At 36.8% G+C, this 17423-nt stretch carries 13 protein-coding genes; 9 read left to right on the forward strand and 4 right to left on the reverse strand.

What is annotated here, in order from left to right; genetic code table 11:
* The first annotated feature begins 119 nt into the window (after positions 1-119).
* The 5 genes from ACHRV3_RS21180 to ACHRV3_RS21200 all read left to right on the forward strand — a co-directional run bounded on the left by ACHRV3_RS21180 (position 120) and on the right by ACHRV3_RS21200 (position 8445).
* Positions 120-2324 carry a lantibiotic dehydratase family protein gene (locus ACHRV3_RS21180; protein WP_395435543.1) on the forward strand — a complete coding sequence of 735 codons (2205 nt, stop codon included), beginning with the start codon at positions 120-122 and terminating at the stop codon, positions 2322-2324.
* A 3-nt stretch (positions 2325-2327) separates the two neighbouring features.
* A complete protein-coding gene (locus ACHRV3_RS21185) occupies positions 2328-3185 on the forward strand; it encodes a thiopeptide-type bacteriocin biosynthesis protein (RefSeq protein WP_395435544.1) in 858 nt (285 codons plus the stop codon).
* Positions 3186-3576: 391 nt separating this feature from the next.
* Complete coding sequence (locus ACHRV3_RS21190; protein WP_395435545.1) at positions 3577-5685, forward strand: hypothetical protein; 2109 nt, start codon at positions 3577-3579, stop codon at positions 5683-5685.
* 96 nt (positions 5686-5781) lie between these two features.
* A complete protein-coding gene (locus tag ACHRV3_RS21195; protein WP_395435546.1) occupies positions 5782-7323 on the forward strand; it encodes a hypothetical protein in 1542 nt (513 codons plus the stop codon).
* 534 nt (positions 7324-7857) lie between these two features.
* On the forward strand, positions 7858-8445 hold the full coding sequence (locus tag ACHRV3_RS21200) for a hypothetical protein (RefSeq protein WP_395435547.1): 588 nt from the start codon (positions 7858-7860) through the stop codon (positions 8443-8445).
* A 328-nt stretch (positions 8446-8773) separates the two neighbouring features.
* On the opposite strand, the gene xylA is transcribed toward ACHRV3_RS21200, so the two are convergent.
* Complete coding sequence (gene xylA / locus ACHRV3_RS21205; RefSeq protein WP_395435548.1) at positions 8774-10099, reverse strand: xylose isomerase; 1326 nt, start codon at positions 10097-10099, stop codon at positions 8774-8776.
* 378 nt (positions 10100-10477) lie between these two features.
* Between xylA and ACHRV3_RS21210 the strand changes: the two genes are divergently transcribed.
* The 3 genes from ACHRV3_RS21210 to ACHRV3_RS21220 all read left to right on the forward strand — a co-directional run bounded on the left by ACHRV3_RS21210 (position 10478) and on the right by ACHRV3_RS21220 (position 12861).
* Positions 10478-11743, forward strand: a complete 1266-nt coding sequence (locus ACHRV3_RS21210) for a PQQ-dependent sugar dehydrogenase (protein ID WP_395435549.1) — start codon at positions 10478-10480, stop codon at positions 11741-11743.
* Positions 11744-11899: 156 nt separating this feature from the next.
* Positions 11900-12391, forward strand: coding sequence for a GNAT family N-acetyltransferase (locus tag ACHRV3_RS21215; protein WP_205625367.1), 492 nt, complete (start codon positions 11900-11902; stop codon positions 12389-12391).
* A complete protein-coding gene (locus ACHRV3_RS21220) occupies positions 12388-12861 on the forward strand; it encodes a MarR family winged helix-turn-helix transcriptional regulator (protein WP_395435550.1) in 474 nt (157 codons plus the stop codon). The genes ACHRV3_RS21215 and ACHRV3_RS21220 overlap by 4 nt, the downstream gene beginning before the upstream one ends.
* Here ACHRV3_RS21220 and ACHRV3_RS21225 read toward each other — a convergent pair.
* Entirely contained in the window at positions 12858-13220 is a 363-nt protein-coding gene (locus ACHRV3_RS21225; protein ID WP_395435551.1) for a winged helix-turn-helix transcriptional regulator, read from the reverse strand. The two genes, ACHRV3_RS21220 and ACHRV3_RS21225, sit on opposite strands and share 4 nt — an antisense overlap.
* 109 nt (positions 13221-13329) lie before the next feature.
* Here ACHRV3_RS21225 and ACHRV3_RS21230 point away from each other — a divergent pair, with 109 nt between their 5' ends.
* The gene (locus ACHRV3_RS21230) at positions 13330-13962 is read left to right on the forward strand and encodes an NAD(P)H-dependent oxidoreductase (RefSeq protein ID WP_395435552.1); all 633 of its coding nucleotides are present in this window, start codon (positions 13330-13332) and stop codon (positions 13960-13962) included.
* A 593-nt stretch (positions 13963-14555) separates the two neighbouring features.
* Here ACHRV3_RS21230 and ACHRV3_RS21235 read toward each other — a convergent pair.
* Both ACHRV3_RS21235 and ACHRV3_RS21240 read right to left on the reverse strand, forming a co-directional pair.
* Positions 14556-16487 (reverse strand): OmpA family protein, encoded by a 1932-nt coding sequence (locus ACHRV3_RS21235; protein ID WP_395435553.1) that lies wholly within the window; start codon positions 16485-16487, stop codon positions 14556-14558.
* Between the two features lie 11 nt (positions 16488-16498).
* Positions 16499-17416, reverse strand: coding sequence for a type IX secretion system membrane protein PorP/SprF (locus ACHRV3_RS21240; protein ID WP_230002866.1), 918 nt, complete (start codon positions 17414-17416; stop codon positions 16499-16501).
* Between the last annotated feature and the right edge of the window lie 7 nt (positions 17417-17423).

Here is a 17423-nt window from a genome sequence, read left to right on the forward strand (position 1 = left end):
AATGATGATCACAACGGCTATAAAGATGACCTAAACGGTTGGAATTTTACTACCACAGAAATAAAGCAAATTATAACAGATCCAGGAACTTGCTGAAAAATAAACAAACAGAAAAAATAATGTCTGATTTTAAAATCAACAGCTTTTCAGAATACGTACTTAGAACACCCTTATTTCCACTGTCCGCTTATCTCGGACTGCTAAAAGGCTACTCCTCTGAAAAAGCGGTAGAATTCTATAAAGACCCTGTTATAAAAGAAGCCATTAATCTGGCTTCTCCCGAATTACGCCAACAATTAGACAAATGGGCAGCGGAAATGCCAACATTATCCCAAGAAAAAAAAACAGGATTAGAGCTTAGTTTTTTAAAGTATGTCGCCAGAATGTCTTCCCGCTGTACCCCTTTCGGATTATTCGCCGGATGTTCTGTGGGCAGCTTACATACTGCGGCCACTCATATTACCTTAAACTCGATTGCCGAACATACACGGTTTACGCAATTTGATATGCAATATTGGGTTGCCATGCTTCAGGATACGGCAAATAGAAAAAAAGTAGCTCCTCATCTGAAGTATTTTCCCAACTCTTCCATTTACGAAATAGGCGATTTTTTTCGATTCATCGAATATAAGTATGTTGGTACAAAACGAGAACATACGATATCGGCATTACGTAAATCTGATTTGTTGAAACAAATTTTGCTTCAGACAAAATCAGGATGTACGGTAGATGAAATGGCGCTTTTTTTAGCAGCAGATGCATCCGAAAAAAAAGAGGCTCAGGCATTTATTCAGCAATTAATTTCTTTTCAGTTTTTAGTAAGTGAATTAGATGCGGCTGTAACCGGAACTGATGAATGGAAAAGAGTCTTTTCTATTCTTGATACCATTCCTCTTTTTGGTAAAGAAATACGATTACTTGAAAATCTAAAAGAAAAACTTTCTGATCTGGACACAACTTTAGTTCCTAAAAAGGAGTCTTATGAACAAGTCAAACAGACTATTGAAGCTATCGAAACCCGTTATGAAGAAAAATACCTTTTTCAAACGGACTTGAATACGGCAACTCTAAACAATAATTTGAATAAAAATGTGTCTAGAAAAGTGCTCAAAGCGATTCAATTTCTAAACGGCATTCAGGTTCAGAAAAAATCCGAAAATCTTGAGAATTTTAAAAAAGCTTTTCTTAAAAGATACGAATCCAAAGAAATGCCTCTGGCAACTGTACTCGATACAGAAATCGGGATTGGTTATCTGCAAAATCAGGAGATGAATGACACGCACGAAATACTGGAAAATTTCTCATTTCGTCCTAAACAATCAAAAGAAAAAAAACAGATTTGGACCGCTTTTGATTATATTCTACAAAAGAAGCTCCACAATTGTCTTTTTAACAACGAGGAAAATATCGTACTAACCGAAAAGGACTTTCCGGATTTTGATGACCATTTTAAGAATACACCAGTTACTTTTTCGGTAATGATTGAGCTTTTTAATGATGATAAAATTGCTTTAACCTCAGCCGGAAATATAAGTGCTGCAAAGCTATTGGGGCGTTTTTGCAACGGTAATACTGCTATTCATAACCTCACCAAAGAGATCGTAAAAAAAGAAGAGGAATATTATCATGATAAAATACTGGCCGAAGTCGTGCATATTCCCGAGTCCAGAACAGGAAATATACTAAAAAGACCTATCCTCCGAAAACATGAAATTAGTTACCTCTGTACGCCCGGTGTTACAAGAGAAAATAACTTAGATTTAGACGATTTGTATATTGCTGTGACGGCCCAAAAAATTGTTTTGCGCTCCCGAAAATACAATAAAGAAGTACTGCCTTATTTATCTAATGCGCATAACTTCTCTAAGAATTCACTACCCTTATATCATTTTTTGGGTGATCTTGGACTACAGCATAAAAAACCGGCCTACTCGTTTAATTGGGGCGTTTTAGAGACTGATTATGATTTTTTTCCAAGAGTAATTTACAATGACATTATACTTTCAAAAGCGAAATGGAGAGTCCGAAAAGAAGAAATAGTACCTTTTTATCAAACAGATCAAAAGCTACTGACGGAAGCTTTTTTTAATTGGAGATCAGGCAGAAATATTCCGCGTTTTGCCAATTGGGTTCATTCCGACAATACGTTATTGTTTGATTTTGAATCTCCAATAGGAATTGCTTTATTTTTAAATGCTGTGAAACAAAAAGAAGATTTTTTCCTTGAAGAATTTTTATTCACAGAAAAATCAGTTGTAAAAAATAATACAGGGGATTCTTTTTCTAACCAGATTATACTCTCCTATTTTAAAGAAAAAGTATAAAAAATGCAAAGAGATTTTTGTTTAGGCAGCGAATGGTTGTACTATAAGATTTATACCGGAGTAAAAACTTCCGATGCTGTTTTACTGGAAAAACTAGAACCTGTTATCACCCATTTGCAACACAAAAAAATCATTACAAAATGGTTCTTTATTCGCTACAGAGATCCTGAAGAGCATCTCCGTATTCGTTTTTTAATAGAAAATCCGGCTCATTTATCCGTTGCCATACAAGCCTTCTACTCTATTTTTAAGGAACTGATACAACAAAATGTGGTCTGGACCCTACAAGCAGATACTTATAAAAGAGAAATAGAGCGGTACGGCAAAACAACTATGATTACTTCAGAAAGCCTCTTTTACAGAGACAGTGAAATGATACTGCAGTATATCCAAATTAAACCCTTGTTTAAGCAACAGGAACTTCCTTTATTATTCAGTTTTTATGCAATCGATTCGTTTCTAAATTCTTTTCAATTATCAAATCAGGAAAAATTATCCTTGATGGATCGCTTGCAAACAACTTTTAAACAGGAATTCGAAAGTGACAAAGAACAAAAAAAAGAGTTAGCAAAAAACTATCAGGTTCTATCTCCACAAATACATAAAATCTTGTCTTCTGAATCTAAAAACCATTTTGGCGCAATCCTAAAAATTGTGGATGCTAAAACCAAAAAAAGCAACAAAATGGCATTAGAAATTAAGGCTAAAATCGAAATCCCTCTCGATCAATTTCTCTCGGCTCATATCCACATGATGCTTAACCGACAATACAATTCTAAGCAAAGAACGTATGAACTACTGATTTATGATCATTTGTTCCGATACTATAAAAATCAAAACTTTGTCATTTCTTCTCTTTGAGTTTATTACAGAACGCATCAATCAGATGCGTTCCCGGTTCCTAATACAGTTCAAAATTTTCTCCAAAGCCCGTTTTACAAATTGTAAGACGGGCTTTTCTTTTAAACAAAAATACCAGATCAAAAATAACAACAATTCACTGATTACCAAATACTTAAAACAGGTATTTCTACGCTAATTTCTTACAACTATTGTTTCTAATTTTACTCGTCCAAACTCTATCCTACACGCTCCATTCTTTTTACACCCCTCTTTTACTTTATCGCAATACCATTTTATCTGCCACACAATCCAGATTACAAAGGAATAATGTGGAGTCCTGAACCCACTTTAAAAAACGGGGCGAGTACTGAAAAGCCATACGAGTAAGACCAATCAAAAAACTAATATTATGGAAACAAAAGACACAAACGAACAGGATGACATTGCTATAATCAATAATTCAGCTGTTGATTTTCAATTCAGAACACCGGCTGCAATACAGGATTTTCAAGGTGATCGTGCAAAACAGATAGCGTTGAATACTTTATGGAGTTCAAACCTGAATGATTTTACACAACAAGGTATGTTAAACAATCCCTGGAATGTGACAAATGCACCAAGTACAACCAATTATTACAATCCCATAGAAAACAATCCGCGAGGTAGAACATTTCCTATGGCATGGTCTGCCTTCCCCGGAAGACTGGCTTTTAATTTTCCAAATGTTCCACAATTTAAATTAAATGAAATCGCAGATACAGGTATAATGCCGTCACATATCAAAAACAATCCCTGTGGTATACCAACCGAAACTATTCCCTATTTTCCTTATGGACCGAGAGGCTGGCAGGATGAATATTGTGAATGGGCCGTTACAAGAAACGAACTGAACAAAATTATTCGAATTGACTTTACCTGCGAAAATCCGGAATACTGGAACAGTCTGTGGCTAATTGACCACAATAAAGTAGTGGAACTGTATCGATCAACACTGGGCAAACCCGAAATTACCCTTGCCGACTTAAGCCTAAGAGGTGCTGTAAATCCTATTACACGTGGCCCGGTTTACAATCCGTTAAATAAATGGAACGTTGGTACTACATCTACCAGATCATCAGGTGGTGCCATGCATTTGACCAGTACCCCAAATACGTTACAAACCGAAATCGGATTGGCTACTGCCGCAACGGTACAACGCAATAATCCGGCTACAGGTGACACCAGGTGGCCACCAAGATCCTACAACGATTTATTATGTTTCGCACAATACGGACAAAAAAACCGTAACAGCGATCCTGCCATTGGCGGCAATGTAAATAATGTTGTTACTGGCCTACTTAGCAACAACATACCGCAAGTAGCAACCATTACGGATCCTCCGGGATTGTACATTCAAATGCCTAACTTTGGAAATTATGAAACTCCCGATCGCGATGAAGCCTCTAAATTTTGGAAAATTACGCGAGGATACAGAGATCTAAGAGATCAATTCGGCAATCGTTTACCGGGTAATTTTATACTTCATGCTGTATTTGAAATTACCGAGGCGGATCGAAAAAATTATACAATTAGTGATATAACCATAGGTAAGGAACCTATTTTATGGGGATCACAGGTGGCGGCTACTTTTCAAGTACAAATTGTTGCCAGCTCTTTTGACAGTCCTGTGGCACCCAGAGGCTATAATGCCGTAGGTACACCGGACGAGGCCAATACTTTTGCCCAGCCCTTACAACTTTTTCATCAGGACTACTTTTTGGCTATGTATGAATATAAAGTTCCTAATCCTGTTAATAATCCTATTCCGTTATTAAGTAACAGTACTTTTATTCCGCCAGCCATTTCTAACTCGGCAAACCGGGTACCCATGGTATTGATCTGTGACTCCTGTACTGCAAGACCCGGTAATCGTTCCACTTTTCCAAGAATAACTTTTACTGATGCTAACATTACAGCAGAGGTTACTTCTGTCAGCGTCAACATCGACTATGCCGTACCCGGAAATAGTATGCCCGGCAGTTATACGGCTTTGTACATTTCCGTAAACGTAGGCGCAAATGCTGCGTCAGGATCACACGGCATTTTTGTTACCAATGTCGGTCAAAATCAAAGTAAGGCAATGCTCGCAATGCTTACAGTCACCCCCAGAAGAGTAGAAGCCAATGTGAAATGGCAAAATATGGGAGTGACAGTGATTCCGGGAACTCCGGTAAAAATTGCGTACCACAGCGGACTCTGGACATCAAATCCGGATGATAATAACGGGCAATTGTACGACGCTTCAGGAACTCCAAACTTTAGAGCCGCTCAAGACGGTTATACCCTGCCGGGACAAAATGATGGTTCTTTAATAGGACGAGTAGGCAGTACCCTATTTCCTGTTGGTATGGGAACTACTGTTCCCGATAATCTTCAGGGAGAATTGGAATTGTGCATTAATGATGATCTAAACGGCACTTACGGAGCCGGTTTTGTTGATAATATTGGCAGTATAGCGGTTAAAATTACTATTGGCTAATACACTAATTTACTATTATTAGGGAAAACTATTAAGCAGGAATCCAATTCGAATCTTGCTGTTTTCCCTTTTATTTTCTTTTAAACCCTGGAAACAATGAATATAAAAACGATACTTTCTAAAAAGATATTATGGCTGGGAGTGGTAATAATCCCACTTGCCGCTATTAGTACAAAAGCAAAACTTGGAAACTCCGACTCCTCTTATACCGCTATTATCCCAACCAAGACCAATACCTGCAATTGTTATGCTACCGACTCAACAAGCTATATTCTCCCTATAACCTTTCATAATATAGTACCCGGCGATTTATTCACTTTTAATCATCAGATCTTAGCCGATTGCTTTGCATGGCAGCAATTTATTTCTTTGAACTGGCCTACAAATCCGTCTTCTGATTTTGGTACACCACATGATTATTCTTTTGTGCAATGGGAAACTTATATGCACAGAGAAGTAATGTTTAAAGATGACGGTTCAAGACCACCTGCATGGGGAACTATGGTATCTGACGAATACAGCCGCATGTTCAAAACACAGAAACTTCTTTTCAATAAAACAGATACAAAACTGTTGACATTTGTCAATAAAATTGAAGAAAACGGTGCCGCAATCACTTTCACTCCCGATCAGGCATCACCTGTTGGCAAGCCAAGCTGGCTGGGAGCACAAAACTTCACTAATTTGTGGTATGAAATTATGCTAAACAAAGACTACTATGACTTTATTGTTGAGAAAGGATTTTACAATGCCAAAGTACAACATGACACTATAAAACGGAATCTACCCATTAATTTTCCGCAAGGGGAATACAACGGAATCGTTGGTGCTATCGAATTAAAAGCAGCATGGATGGAAGTAGTGAAGCCGGAATTATCGAAATGGAAAAGATATAAATTATCTAAAGCCATTGTATTAGATCCGATTACAAGAAGGCTAAGAAGGACAGTTGTGGCACTCGTGGGATTGCACATACTGCATAAAACACAAAATCAGCCTACATGGGTATGGGCTACGTTTGAGCACATAGACAATGTCCCTGACAGGGATAATTTAAATACCGCATCTGCTCCTCCAGACGGCTACAATTTTTACGATCCCAAATGTAAAGACCGCGAAGTCAAAATTCGTACTCCAAATGGGGATTCACTCGTAATTGTACCCTGTATTCCTAATACCCCTCCTCGTTATTATCTGAATCAGGCAGGTCCGGTACCCATACAAACCGTTCGCGTAAACAGTATTGATAAAAATAATGCCGCCCCTATTAATGCTCTGATGCAACGAAAAATCAAGAAATTTTATCCCAATTCGGTTTGGCAATATTATGAGTTAATTGATGTAATATGGTCGCAGAGTATTCAGCCTGATCCTACTGTTCCAATTCGGGTACCAAGAAATATAAATAGATCAACAATGCTTAGTGGTGCAGGTACGGTAATAGCCAATTCTACAATGGAAACCTATGTACAATCCACCAAAACGTGCTTCGACTGTCATATTTTCAGTACAATTGCTCCTTACTCAAGAGATACTATAAACAACTCTAAATTTGGAGATTTTAGCTTTGCGCTGACTTTTGCTAAGTATCCTGCGGCAAAAAGTGATTACCTGAAAAAAATGAAGAAAAAAAAGTAATCAGACTGCCATTCCTGTTCGCTTTACGTTTATAAAATTACGCTATTGCAAACCATTAAATTTTATCAATCCCGACAGACTAAAAAATTTAGCAATGTAAAGCGTACTGTAATTAATTTAAGGATTATCAAAAAAAGTCTCACGCAGATTTTAGCAGATTGAAATAAAAAAAATCCGCAGAATCTGCGTGAAAAAATATTTCGACTTAATAACATTGATGTAAAGCGGTAGGATAACTTCAATGTCGAAGGACATGCTTCATTTAACCCAATTTTCATTTTAAATATGTAACTTTACTATACTAACGTGTAATACTTAAAACACGTAACAACCTTACATTCAAATAATTATATTTTTTTTTCAAAATAGTTATTTCCGCTCTGACAAAGTCATTCAAAAATAAAAAAACACTAAGAAAGCCTCCGATAATTCTTTTAGGAGATACACGGGAATACAGGAGACATTAACGAAGTAAATCACTTATAATACCTATTTCAGAACTTAAATCATTAACAAAAACTAAATTTTAAAATTATGAAAAAAATAATTGTATTGTTAGTTGCCATAATGGTAAATGTTTCGGTTTCACAAGCTCAGACAGCAGAAGAAACACAAATAAAGAGTGAACTAAAAGCAGTAGATAAAAACGATCCAAATGCGAAAAAAGAAAAACAGGATCTAAGAAAAGAACTTCGCAAATTAGAAGGACAGGATGTAAGTAGTACTACCAGAGATCAGTTTAAATCCGATTTTGGAAATGCTACCGCTGCAAAATGGAAACGCTCCGATTATTATGATGAAGCCAGCTTCACAAAAGACGGAGCTGCTAGTACTGCTTTTTATGACGCAAACTCAAAACTGGTAGGAACCATGACCGCTAAAAACATCACAGATTTACCGGCAAAAGCATTAAAAATAATAAACGATAAATACAAAGAGTATACTAAAAAGCAAGTGTCTTTTTATGATGATAATGAAAGCAATGACTCTAATCTATTGTGGTATGATAAGAAGTTTGCGGATACTGATAACTACTTTGTTGAGGTTTCTAAAGACGGAAAAAATTCGGTGCTTCAAATAACGGCAAAAGGAGAAGTAAGCTTTTTTTCAGATATGAAATAGTGTGAATTTTTCAATAGCAATACTAAATAATTCAAGTTGCCAGTTCTCTTATCTCCAAAATGAAACAAGTTATTAGGATTGTTAAAAAAAAGTCTCACCCAGATTTTAGCGGATTGAAATATAAAAAATCCGCTGAATCTCCAAAATCTGCGTGAAAAAAATATCTTAACTTAATCACATTGAACTAAAGCTGGAGTCCATTCAAATAGTAACAGGTTAAAAAAGAATAATTAACCCGCAACTTGAATTAAATATAAAATGACTTACACAAAAAGCAGCAAAAGAAAGACGTCTTGAGAGTCGTCTTTCTTTTTTTCAAAACGTCAGATTATATATAGCGATTAATAATATTCTCAAAAAGTTCTTGTTTTCCACTTTGTAATTCAATTGGATCATTTTCTTTCGCAATGTGATATAAATCGGTAAAATTTAATTTGCCTTCTTCAAACTCTTTTCCCTTCCCCGAATCAAAAGAATTGTACCGTTGCTTTCTTAAACTATCATATGGGGATGAAGTTATAATTTTATCCGCAGTCAATAAAGCTCTTGCGAAAGTATCTACACCTCCAATATGAGCTAAGAAAATATCTTCCATATCGGTAGAATTCCTTCTTATTTTAGCATCAAAATTCACTCCGCCACCCTGAAGACCACCTGCTTTTAGAAAAACCAACATCGCTTCTGTAACCTCTTGTATATTATTTGGAAATTGAGCAGTATCCCAGCCGTTTTGGTAATCACCTCTGTTGGCATCAATACTCCCTAACATTCCGGATTGAGCCGCCACTTCAAGTTCATGTTGGAACGTATGCTGCGCCAGTGTGGCATGGTTGACCTCAATATTTATTTTGAAATCTTTCTCCAAACCATATTGACGTAAAAAACCAACTGTAGTAGCACAATCAAAATCATATTGGTGTTTCAAAGGCTCCATAGGTTTAGGTTCTAACAAAAAATTTCCTTTAAACCCTTGGGCTCTTGCATAATCCCTTGCTTGAATCAGAAATTGTCCCATATGATCCAATTCGCGTTTCATATCGGTGTTCAGTAAAGACATATAACCTTCTCTTCCACCCCAAAAAGCATAATTTTCCCCACCTAAAGCAATAGTAGCATCTATCGCTAATTTTACCTGTGCGGCAGCTCTGGCCAATATCTTAAAATCAGGATTGGTTGCGGCACCATTCATATAACGGGCATTCGAAAAACAATTTGCTGTCCCCCAAAGCACCTTAATTTCCGAGCCTGCTTTTTTTTCATTCAAGTACGAAGTCATCGTAGCCAATCGTACTTCAGATTGTCCTAGATTTTCTCCCTCCTGAACCAGGTCAAAGTCATGAAAACAAAAATAATCAAATCCCATTTTACTTATAAATTCAAATGCCGCATCGGCTCTGATTTTTGCCGCTCTGATCGGCTCTCTTGCTTCATTCCACGCAAAATGATGAGTGCCTTGTCCAAATAAGTCCGACCCGTTTCCGCCAAAGCTATGCCAATACGAAATGGCAAATTTAAAATGTTCCCGCATCGTTTTCCCCGCAACAATTTGCTCCGGATTGTAATATCTGAAAGCTAGCGGATTATCAGAATCCTTTCCTTCATACTTAATCTGGCCAATTCCTTTATAATGTTCTTTGTCCCCTAAAACTATCATAATTCCTTTTTTATAATTGTTTTTTTTTCTTCGTGTAACAACCAAAGATATACTTTACGTGACCATCTGAGAAATGAAAAATTGTTTCAAAAATTCACTTTTAGGCTAATTTTGTTAGATTTATTTGATGCCAAAATCCGATGTATAAAACTACCGAGAATTGAAAAAAAAGAGTACAACTAAAACTTCCAAATTAAAGCTGAAAATCCTGAAAATTCGCTGAGGTTAGTCCGGTAAATTAAATCTTGTAAAAGCTTTCAGACCTCGTAACTTATTATTTTTCAAGACATGGGAATTATGTAATTCTTTCAACGACAAAATAATTCCAAAATTGTTACATTTAATGAAACCCAATTCTAACCTTAAAAAATGACATTTATGAAAAGACATTTTCTAAAAAACAGGCCAATTTTCTTGTGTTTTTCCGTTGTATTGATCGCGCTTTTGCAAGCATCCTGCAACAATGACAAATCAAATACAACCGACGAAAAAGAAGAAGAAGCAACAGCAACCTTGCCACCTGTAGAAACGAATCCGGCAAACTCCAAATACAACCCGGCTTTTAAAGGACAAACCAGAATTGGAGGTGTAAAAACCAAAACAGAATACACCGTTAAAGTTTTTGCAACAGGTTTAACCAACCCTTGGGGAATGGAAAACTTACCTGACGGAAGAATTTTGGTCACCCAAAAAAATGGTACTATGCGAATTGTAACTCAGGCAGGAACAGTGGGCGGAACTATTACCGGAATTCCAGCCGTAAACAGTAGCGGACAAGGTGGTTTACTGGACGTTGCTGTAGATCCTGACTTCGCTACTAACAGAATGGTTTATTGGAGTTTTTCGCAAACCGGAACGAATGGTACGGCAACTGCAGTAGCAAAAGGAAAACTTTCTGCCGACGAAACAAAAATTGAAAATGCAGTAGTAATCTACAAAGCTATTCCGGAATTTAACAGTACCCTTCATTATGGTTCGCGTCTTGCTTGGGACAAACAAGGCAATCTTTTTGTGAGTACCGGAGAGCGCTCCGATATACAGTCAAGACCATTGGCTCAAAAATTAGATGCGGCTCTCGGAAAAATAGTTCGCATTACCAAAAACGGAGCGGCTGCAACCGGAAATCCTTTTATTGGACAAACAGGTGTATTGCCGGAGATTTATTCTTACGGACACCGAAATGTTCAGGGTCTCGCCATTCATCCGGTTACGGGAGAGCTGTGGGAGGCTGAATTAGGTCCGCTGGGAGGTGATGAAATCAATAAAATCACAGCAAGCAAAAACTATGGTTGGCCAACAATCAGTTATGGACTTGAATATAGTGGTAGCCCTATTGGTCAAGGAATTACAACCAAAAGTGGTTTGGAACAGCCGGTTTATTATTGGGATCCGGTAATTTCGCCAAGTGGGATTACTTTTTACTCAGGCAATCAAATTAATGAATGGGCAAATAATTTATTTGTAGCCGCTTTAAGTGGTCAGCATGTCGTGAGATTAGTACTTAAGGACAATGTTGTCATCGGCGAAGAACGTTTGCTTACAACCTACAAAAGCCGATTCAGAGATGTTTTAGAAGGAAAAGACGGGGCTTTATATGCCGTTACAGATGGTTCTAATGCATCGATCTACAAAATCGGAAAATAAAGGACTGTTTATTTAGTAAACCAATAACTAAATTTTTATACTAAATTTTAACTATTACAATGAACTGAAAATCCAATCCATACGATTTTCAGTTTTTTTATTTGGATATATGTATTCAACTACGTAGTTTTGTACTTATATTTAATACTTATAAAAATGCAGATCAAACCTATCCAAAACGAATACGAAAGAGAAATCATAAATTTGATTTTAAACATTCAACAAAACGAATTTAATGTCGCCATTACTTTAGAAGATCAGCCGGATTTATTAAACATTAAGAATTTTTATTACGAATCAGGCGGTTGTTTTCTTGGCGCTTTTATTGACGAAAAACTAGTGGGCACCATTGCCTTGGTAAAATTTAATGAAGAAAATGCTGCCGTCAGAAAAATGTTTGTTTTAAAAGAGTACAGAGGTAAAGAATACAATATTGCCCAGCAGCTATTAGAACAACTAATCACATACAGCAAAGAAAACGGATTAAGTAACTTATATTTGGGAACTGTTTCTATTTTACAGGCCGCCTTGCGATTTTATGAAAGAAATAATTTTATTGCAATAGAAAAAGAAGCACTCCCGCATGATTTTCCATTAATGCAAGCCGACAATGTATTCCGTCAGCTACAACTAAATCAAATAAAATGAATATAATAGACGAAATAGGTGTTTTAGCCTTATCAACCAGACTACAACGACTGAGCGAACAGCTGCGAAAGGATGGTGCTTTGGTTTACAAATCATTTGATATTGATTTTGAACCGAAATGGTTTCCTGTCATTTATACTTTACATATAAAAGAAATGTTAAGCGTAGTAGAAATTGCAAACGAAATTGGCTACACCCATCCGTCGACTATAAGTTTATTGAAAGAATTGGAAAAGCTAAAAATTATCAGCTCTAAAAAAGATAAACTCGATGAAAGGAAACGATTAATTGTACTTACCGTCAAAGGCAAAGAGCTTGTCGTAAAAATGCAACCTGTCTGGAATCTTATTCGAAATGTACTAACAGAGATTTCAGATAACCAAAATAATCTCTTAAAAGCAATTGAGGAAGCGGAACAAAAACTGGCCAGTCAGAGTTTCTTCCAAAGGGCATCAGTATTAAAGAGTTAAGCGTATTCTTTTCCTGTTATTTTCTTTCTGTGATTATGTCCCCACTTTGCCAAAGAGTCTATAACTTCTTTTAAGGTGTGGCCATAATCCGTTAGTTTATATTCGACGGTGATTGGTTTCGTATCAAGAACCGTGCGGGTTACTAATTGATTTTCTTCCAGATTTTTTAATTCCCTGCTTAACATCTTACCCGAAATTCCTTCTACTTCTCTAAGTAAATCTGTGAATCGTAAAGTATTAAAACATAAGGATGCAATAATCGAAATTTTCCATCTTCCGTTCAGAATATACATGGCATCGTGCACTGCCATCATATGTTGATTGCATTTTTTCAGATCGTGTTCGGGCTCTTTTATCATGAAATGTCAGTTAGTTACCTCAATGTTACGGTTACTTTTGGTAATCGAATGACAAAAATACATTTAAAGTTTTTACATTTGAATACAATTTAAATTTAACATCAAGAATATGGACTTAATAAAAGCACTCGAGTGGCGTTATGCTACTAAAAAAATGAACGGACAAGTTGTCCCACAAGAAAAAATCGATTACATCCTGGAAGCGGCAAAACTAGCTCCTTCGTCATCCGGTATACAACCGTACCAGATTTTTGTAATTTCTAATAAAGAAGTAAAAGAAAAATTAAGAGTAGTAGCTTTCGATCAAAGCCAGATTACAGACGCTTCTCACGTATTGGTTTTCGCAGCTTGGGACGGTTATTCATTAGAAAAAATCTCAACTGTATTCGACAGAACACTTGCCGAAAGAGGATTGCCTGCCAATACTATGGACGATTACAAAAATTCACTTTGGGGAATGTATGAGCCACTTGGTCAGGAATGGCATGCCAATCACGCTGCAAGACAAGCTTATATTTCTTTCGGTATAGCACTTGCTGCTGCTGCAGAACAAGAAGTAGACGCAACACCAATGGAAGGTTTTGTTCCTGCAGAAGTTGATAAACTCTTAGGTCTGAATGAACTTGGTCTTAAAAGTGCCGTAATACTAACGCTTGGTTACAGAGATGAAGCGAATGACTGGTTAGTTAATATGAAAAAAGTGAGAACTCCTAAAAGTGAGTTTATAACGGAAATTAAATAAGAAAGATAATATCCGTATTTAAGAGACTATTTCGCAAGTGAAATAGTCTCTTTTTTTATTTGTACTAACGAGATATCTTCTAAAATTCCAATTTTTTAAATTCCAAATTCCAAAGTGTGGATCGATAAACGAAACGGGGTATTTTAGCAGGCGATATTCTATACATTTTGTCTCTCTGAGCGGAGTTAGCCTTGACTTTAATTATATAACTAAAACCCAAATCTGACAGGTTTTTGAAACCTGTCAGATTTAAATTCTGAAAAACGGAGAAACTTTATGAAGTAAATTCTATAAACTGAGTGTACTTTATCACAAACTATGTCAATTTCGAGCGAAGCCGAGAAATCGCACAAGGACCTCCACAACAGAAAGACATTCAGTTTGTCATCCTGAGGAACGAAGGATCTACGTTTGCTGAATCGATAGTGCTGAGCTTCACTTTACGGAATTACTTGTGAAGATACTTCGTTCCTCAGTATGACAAAATTGGGGAAAATGGAAACGGAGCCACCTTGTGTGATTTCTCGTACCTCGAAATGACAAGGAAAACTCAACAGCTAACAGATCACATCTCACAAATCACATTTCACAAACTACATCTTAATGATAATAAACTCAGAACGTCTATTTTGCTGATGTTGTTCTTCTGTACACGGAACGCCATTTTTACAATTGTTGATTAGTCTGGTTTCACCGTAACCAATGGCACTTTCAATTCGCTCGGCGACTATACCTTGCGAAATGATATAATCTCTTGAGGATTTTGCTCTTTTGTCTGAAAGTATAAGGTTATAATGGTCTCTGGCTCTGGAATCGGTGTGGGACTCGATTTTAATGACCATTTCCGGATATTCATTCATTAATAAAACGACTTTGTTTAATTCGATAGCAGCATCGTTTCTGATATTGGATTTGTCTAAGTCAAAGAAAATTATTCCGATTTTTATTTTTAAAATACCGTCTTCTTTAACAATCAGAGGTGACTTTATTCCTAAATCCACCACCGTTTCTCCGGAAGTGCCTTGTGTTAAAACCGGGAGTACAAGTGGCGTAAATCCTTGTTTGGTCGCTTCAATTTTATAACTGGTGCTGCAGGCTACCGGAGTTTTAAATTGATATTCACCTAATTCCCCTGAGGTGGTTTCTTCCAGTTTTTCTCCATTGGCGGCATATAAAGTCACGGTTGCATTTGCAATTTTTCCTTTTGTAATTTCATTGAAAACAAACCCTTTAATCTGCTGTTTACAAATAGGTGTTCTTTCGAAAGAATAGATATCGTCATCCCCTTTACCGGATTTTCTGTTGGAAGACACAAAACCTAAATTAGTTTCTTCGTTAACGATATAAGCAAAATCGTCCAGATTGCTGTTTAAGGGTGCTCCAAGATTAACCGGTTTTTCAAAAAGACCGTCTTTTATTGGACTTTCAAAAACATCAAGTCCACCTAAACCTAAATGTCCATCGCTTGCAAAATATAAGGTTTTATCTGTAATGAAGGGAAACATTTCGCGTCCTCTGGTGTTGACTTTATCACCTACATTTTTGGCTTGCGAAAATTTATTATCTCCCAAAATATCGACTACAAAAACATCTGTAGAACCAATTGTTCCGGGCATATCTGATATAAAATAAAGTTTCTTTCCGTCCTTGCTTACACTCGGCTGTCCAACTGAATATTCATCACTGTTAAAAGGAAGTTCCTGTATGTTTTCCCAGCTTGTTTTGTCCTCTTTGGTTACGGCTGTAGCAGAATATAGTTTTAGATTGTTCCTGCCTTTTCCATCTCTTCCGAGTTTTCCATTGTAATTATTTCGGGTGAAATAAATGGTGTTTTCGTCGGGCGAAAAAGCAACACAGGCCTCATGATATTTGCTATAAAGTGCATTTGAAAATCTTCTGACATGACTCACATCAGATTGCGACGGACTAATTTTTCCCAACTGAAGACTTAAAAACGGCTGATCGTTCCAGGCATATCTTCTTGTGGCCGCATAAGAGGAATCTATAGATGTCGAATAAATAAGCTGACCTTTGTAAAACATAGGTCCAAAATCAGAATAAGAAGAATTAATCGATAGATTTTGAAGGGTGAACTGGGGTTCGAGATTCATAATTTTTTCGATTGTATTTTCCTGCAGCGAGAAATTTTGCTTTCTCGCATCTGAGGCTTCTGCTTTTTTACTGAAATTCTTCAACCACTTTTTAGCCAATTCATAGTTTTGAATTCCTTCTAAAGTCTGGGCGTAACGAAAAAGATATTCCGCCGAAACCTCATTCGGATATTCCGCGATCAGCAATTGGTATTTTTCGTTTGCCTGCTGCATATCGGTATTAAAATAATACGAATCTCCGGCTCTTTGAAGGGTTTCCATAGAACGATCGCCTCCTTTTATGGCGTATTCATAAGCTTTGGCGGCTTCTAAATACCACATTTTATCAAAAAGAGCATCAGCAGTTTTGTTTTTGGTCTGCGAAAAGCCGGCCATCACTATAAATAATCCGATTAGGGTAATTATTTTTTTCATAACTCTTTAGTTTAAAAAAATCTTGGCGATTTTAGTCCTTTCTCTTTTGATTTTAACTCAAAGCGCAACATGATCTCATGACTTCCCGACGAAAATTTCTGCAGTTCAGTAGTTGTATAATCATAGGTATATCCAATTAAAAACTGAGGTGTAATCTGGAAACCTGCCAATGCACTAAAGGAATCTCCTGTACGATAAGAGGCTCCCAATCTAAACTTATCATTAAACATAAAATTGGCCGATAAATCTACAATCACTGGTGCACCCGACACATACTTGGTTAAAAAAGCAGGTTTGAATTTGACACTCGGGCTAAGGTCAAAAACCCATCCTCCTATTAAAAACAAATGCATGCGCTCGTCTGCCAAACCTTCCTGAACCTCATCGTAGCGTTCGTCTGTTAGAAAATTAGGTACCGATAATCCTAAATAGCTTTTTTCGCTATGCAGATAAATCCCGGCACCAACAACAGGCAAAAACTTATTCTGAATGTTTTGCTGAAATTGAACGTCGTTATCTTTAAAAGAACCTTTAGACCAGTCGATATTAATTACTCTTCCTCCTCCTTTTACCCCAAAGGAAAGCTTGTAGGTATCGGATGCTTTTATTGAATAAGAGAAATTCAAATCAACGTATTGCTCTTCTGACGGACCTATTTCATCATTTACGATTGATAATCCCAGTCCGACATTTTTTCCGACGGGAGAATCCAGTGTAAAGGATTGCGTGTTCGGAGCTCCTTCCAGCCCGACCCACTGCGTTCTGTAGATCCCTGTAATTGTCAAATGCCCCGCAGATCCTGCATACGCAGAGTTTACACTCAATGTATTGTACATATATTGTGTGTATTGCGGATCTTGCTGCCCATACATAAAGTTTGCAATAAACAGCATTAGTATAGCGATAATTTGGTTATATCTTCTGACCATTGTTCAA

The organism is Flavobacterium sp. FlaQc-49, assembly GCF_044005985.1.
Classification (GTDB): Bacteria; Bacteroidota; Bacteroidia; order Flavobacteriales; family Flavobacteriaceae; genus Flavobacterium; species Flavobacterium cupriresistens.

Excerpts from the sequence above, each read along its gene's own strand:
- ACHRV3_RS21240 (WP_230002866.1), bottom strand. The coding sequence starts at position 17,416 with ATGGTCAGAAGATATAACCAAATTATCGCTATACTAATGCTGTTTATT.
- xylA (WP_395435548.1), bottom strand. The coding sequence starts at position 10,099 with ATGATAGTTTTAGGGGACAAAGAACATTATAAAGGAATTGGCCAGATT.
- ACHRV3_RS21195 (WP_395435546.1), top strand. The coding sequence starts at position 5,782 with ATGAATATAAAAACGATACTTTCTAAAAAGATATTATGGCTGGGAGTG.
- ACHRV3_RS21235 (WP_395435553.1), bottom strand. The coding sequence starts at position 16,487 with ATGAAAAAAATAATTACCCTAATCGGATTATTTATAGTGATGGCCGGC.
- ACHRV3_RS21180 (WP_395435543.1), top strand. The coding sequence starts at position 120 with ATGTCTGATTTTAAAATCAACAGCTTTTCAGAATACGTACTTAGAACA.
- ACHRV3_RS21185 (WP_395435544.1), top strand. The coding sequence starts at position 2,328 with ATGCAAAGAGATTTTTGTTTAGGCAGCGAATGGTTGTACTATAAGATT.
- ACHRV3_RS21225 (WP_395435551.1), bottom strand. The coding sequence starts at position 13,220 with ATGATAAAAGAGCCCGAACACGATCTGAAAAAATGCAATCAACATATG.
- ACHRV3_RS21215 (WP_205625367.1), top strand. The coding sequence starts at position 11,900 with ATGCAGATCAAACCTATCCAAAACGAATACGAAAGAGAAATCATAAAT.
- ACHRV3_RS21220 (WP_395435550.1), top strand. The coding sequence starts at position 12,388 with ATGAATATAATAGACGAAATAGGTGTTTTAGCCTTATCAACCAGACTA.
- ACHRV3_RS21200 (WP_395435547.1), top strand. The coding sequence starts at position 7,858 with ATGAAAAAAATAATTGTATTGTTAGTTGCCATAATGGTAAATGTTTCG.
- ACHRV3_RS21190 (WP_395435545.1), top strand. The coding sequence starts at position 3,577 with ATGGAAACAAAAGACACAAACGAACAGGATGACATTGCTATAATCAAT.
- ACHRV3_RS21230 (WP_395435552.1), top strand. The coding sequence starts at position 13,330 with ATGGACTTAATAAAAGCACTCGAGTGGCGTTATGCTACTAAAAAAATG.
- ACHRV3_RS21210 (WP_395435549.1), top strand. The coding sequence starts at position 10,478 with ATGAAAAGACATTTTCTAAAAAACAGGCCAATTTTCTTGTGTTTTTCC.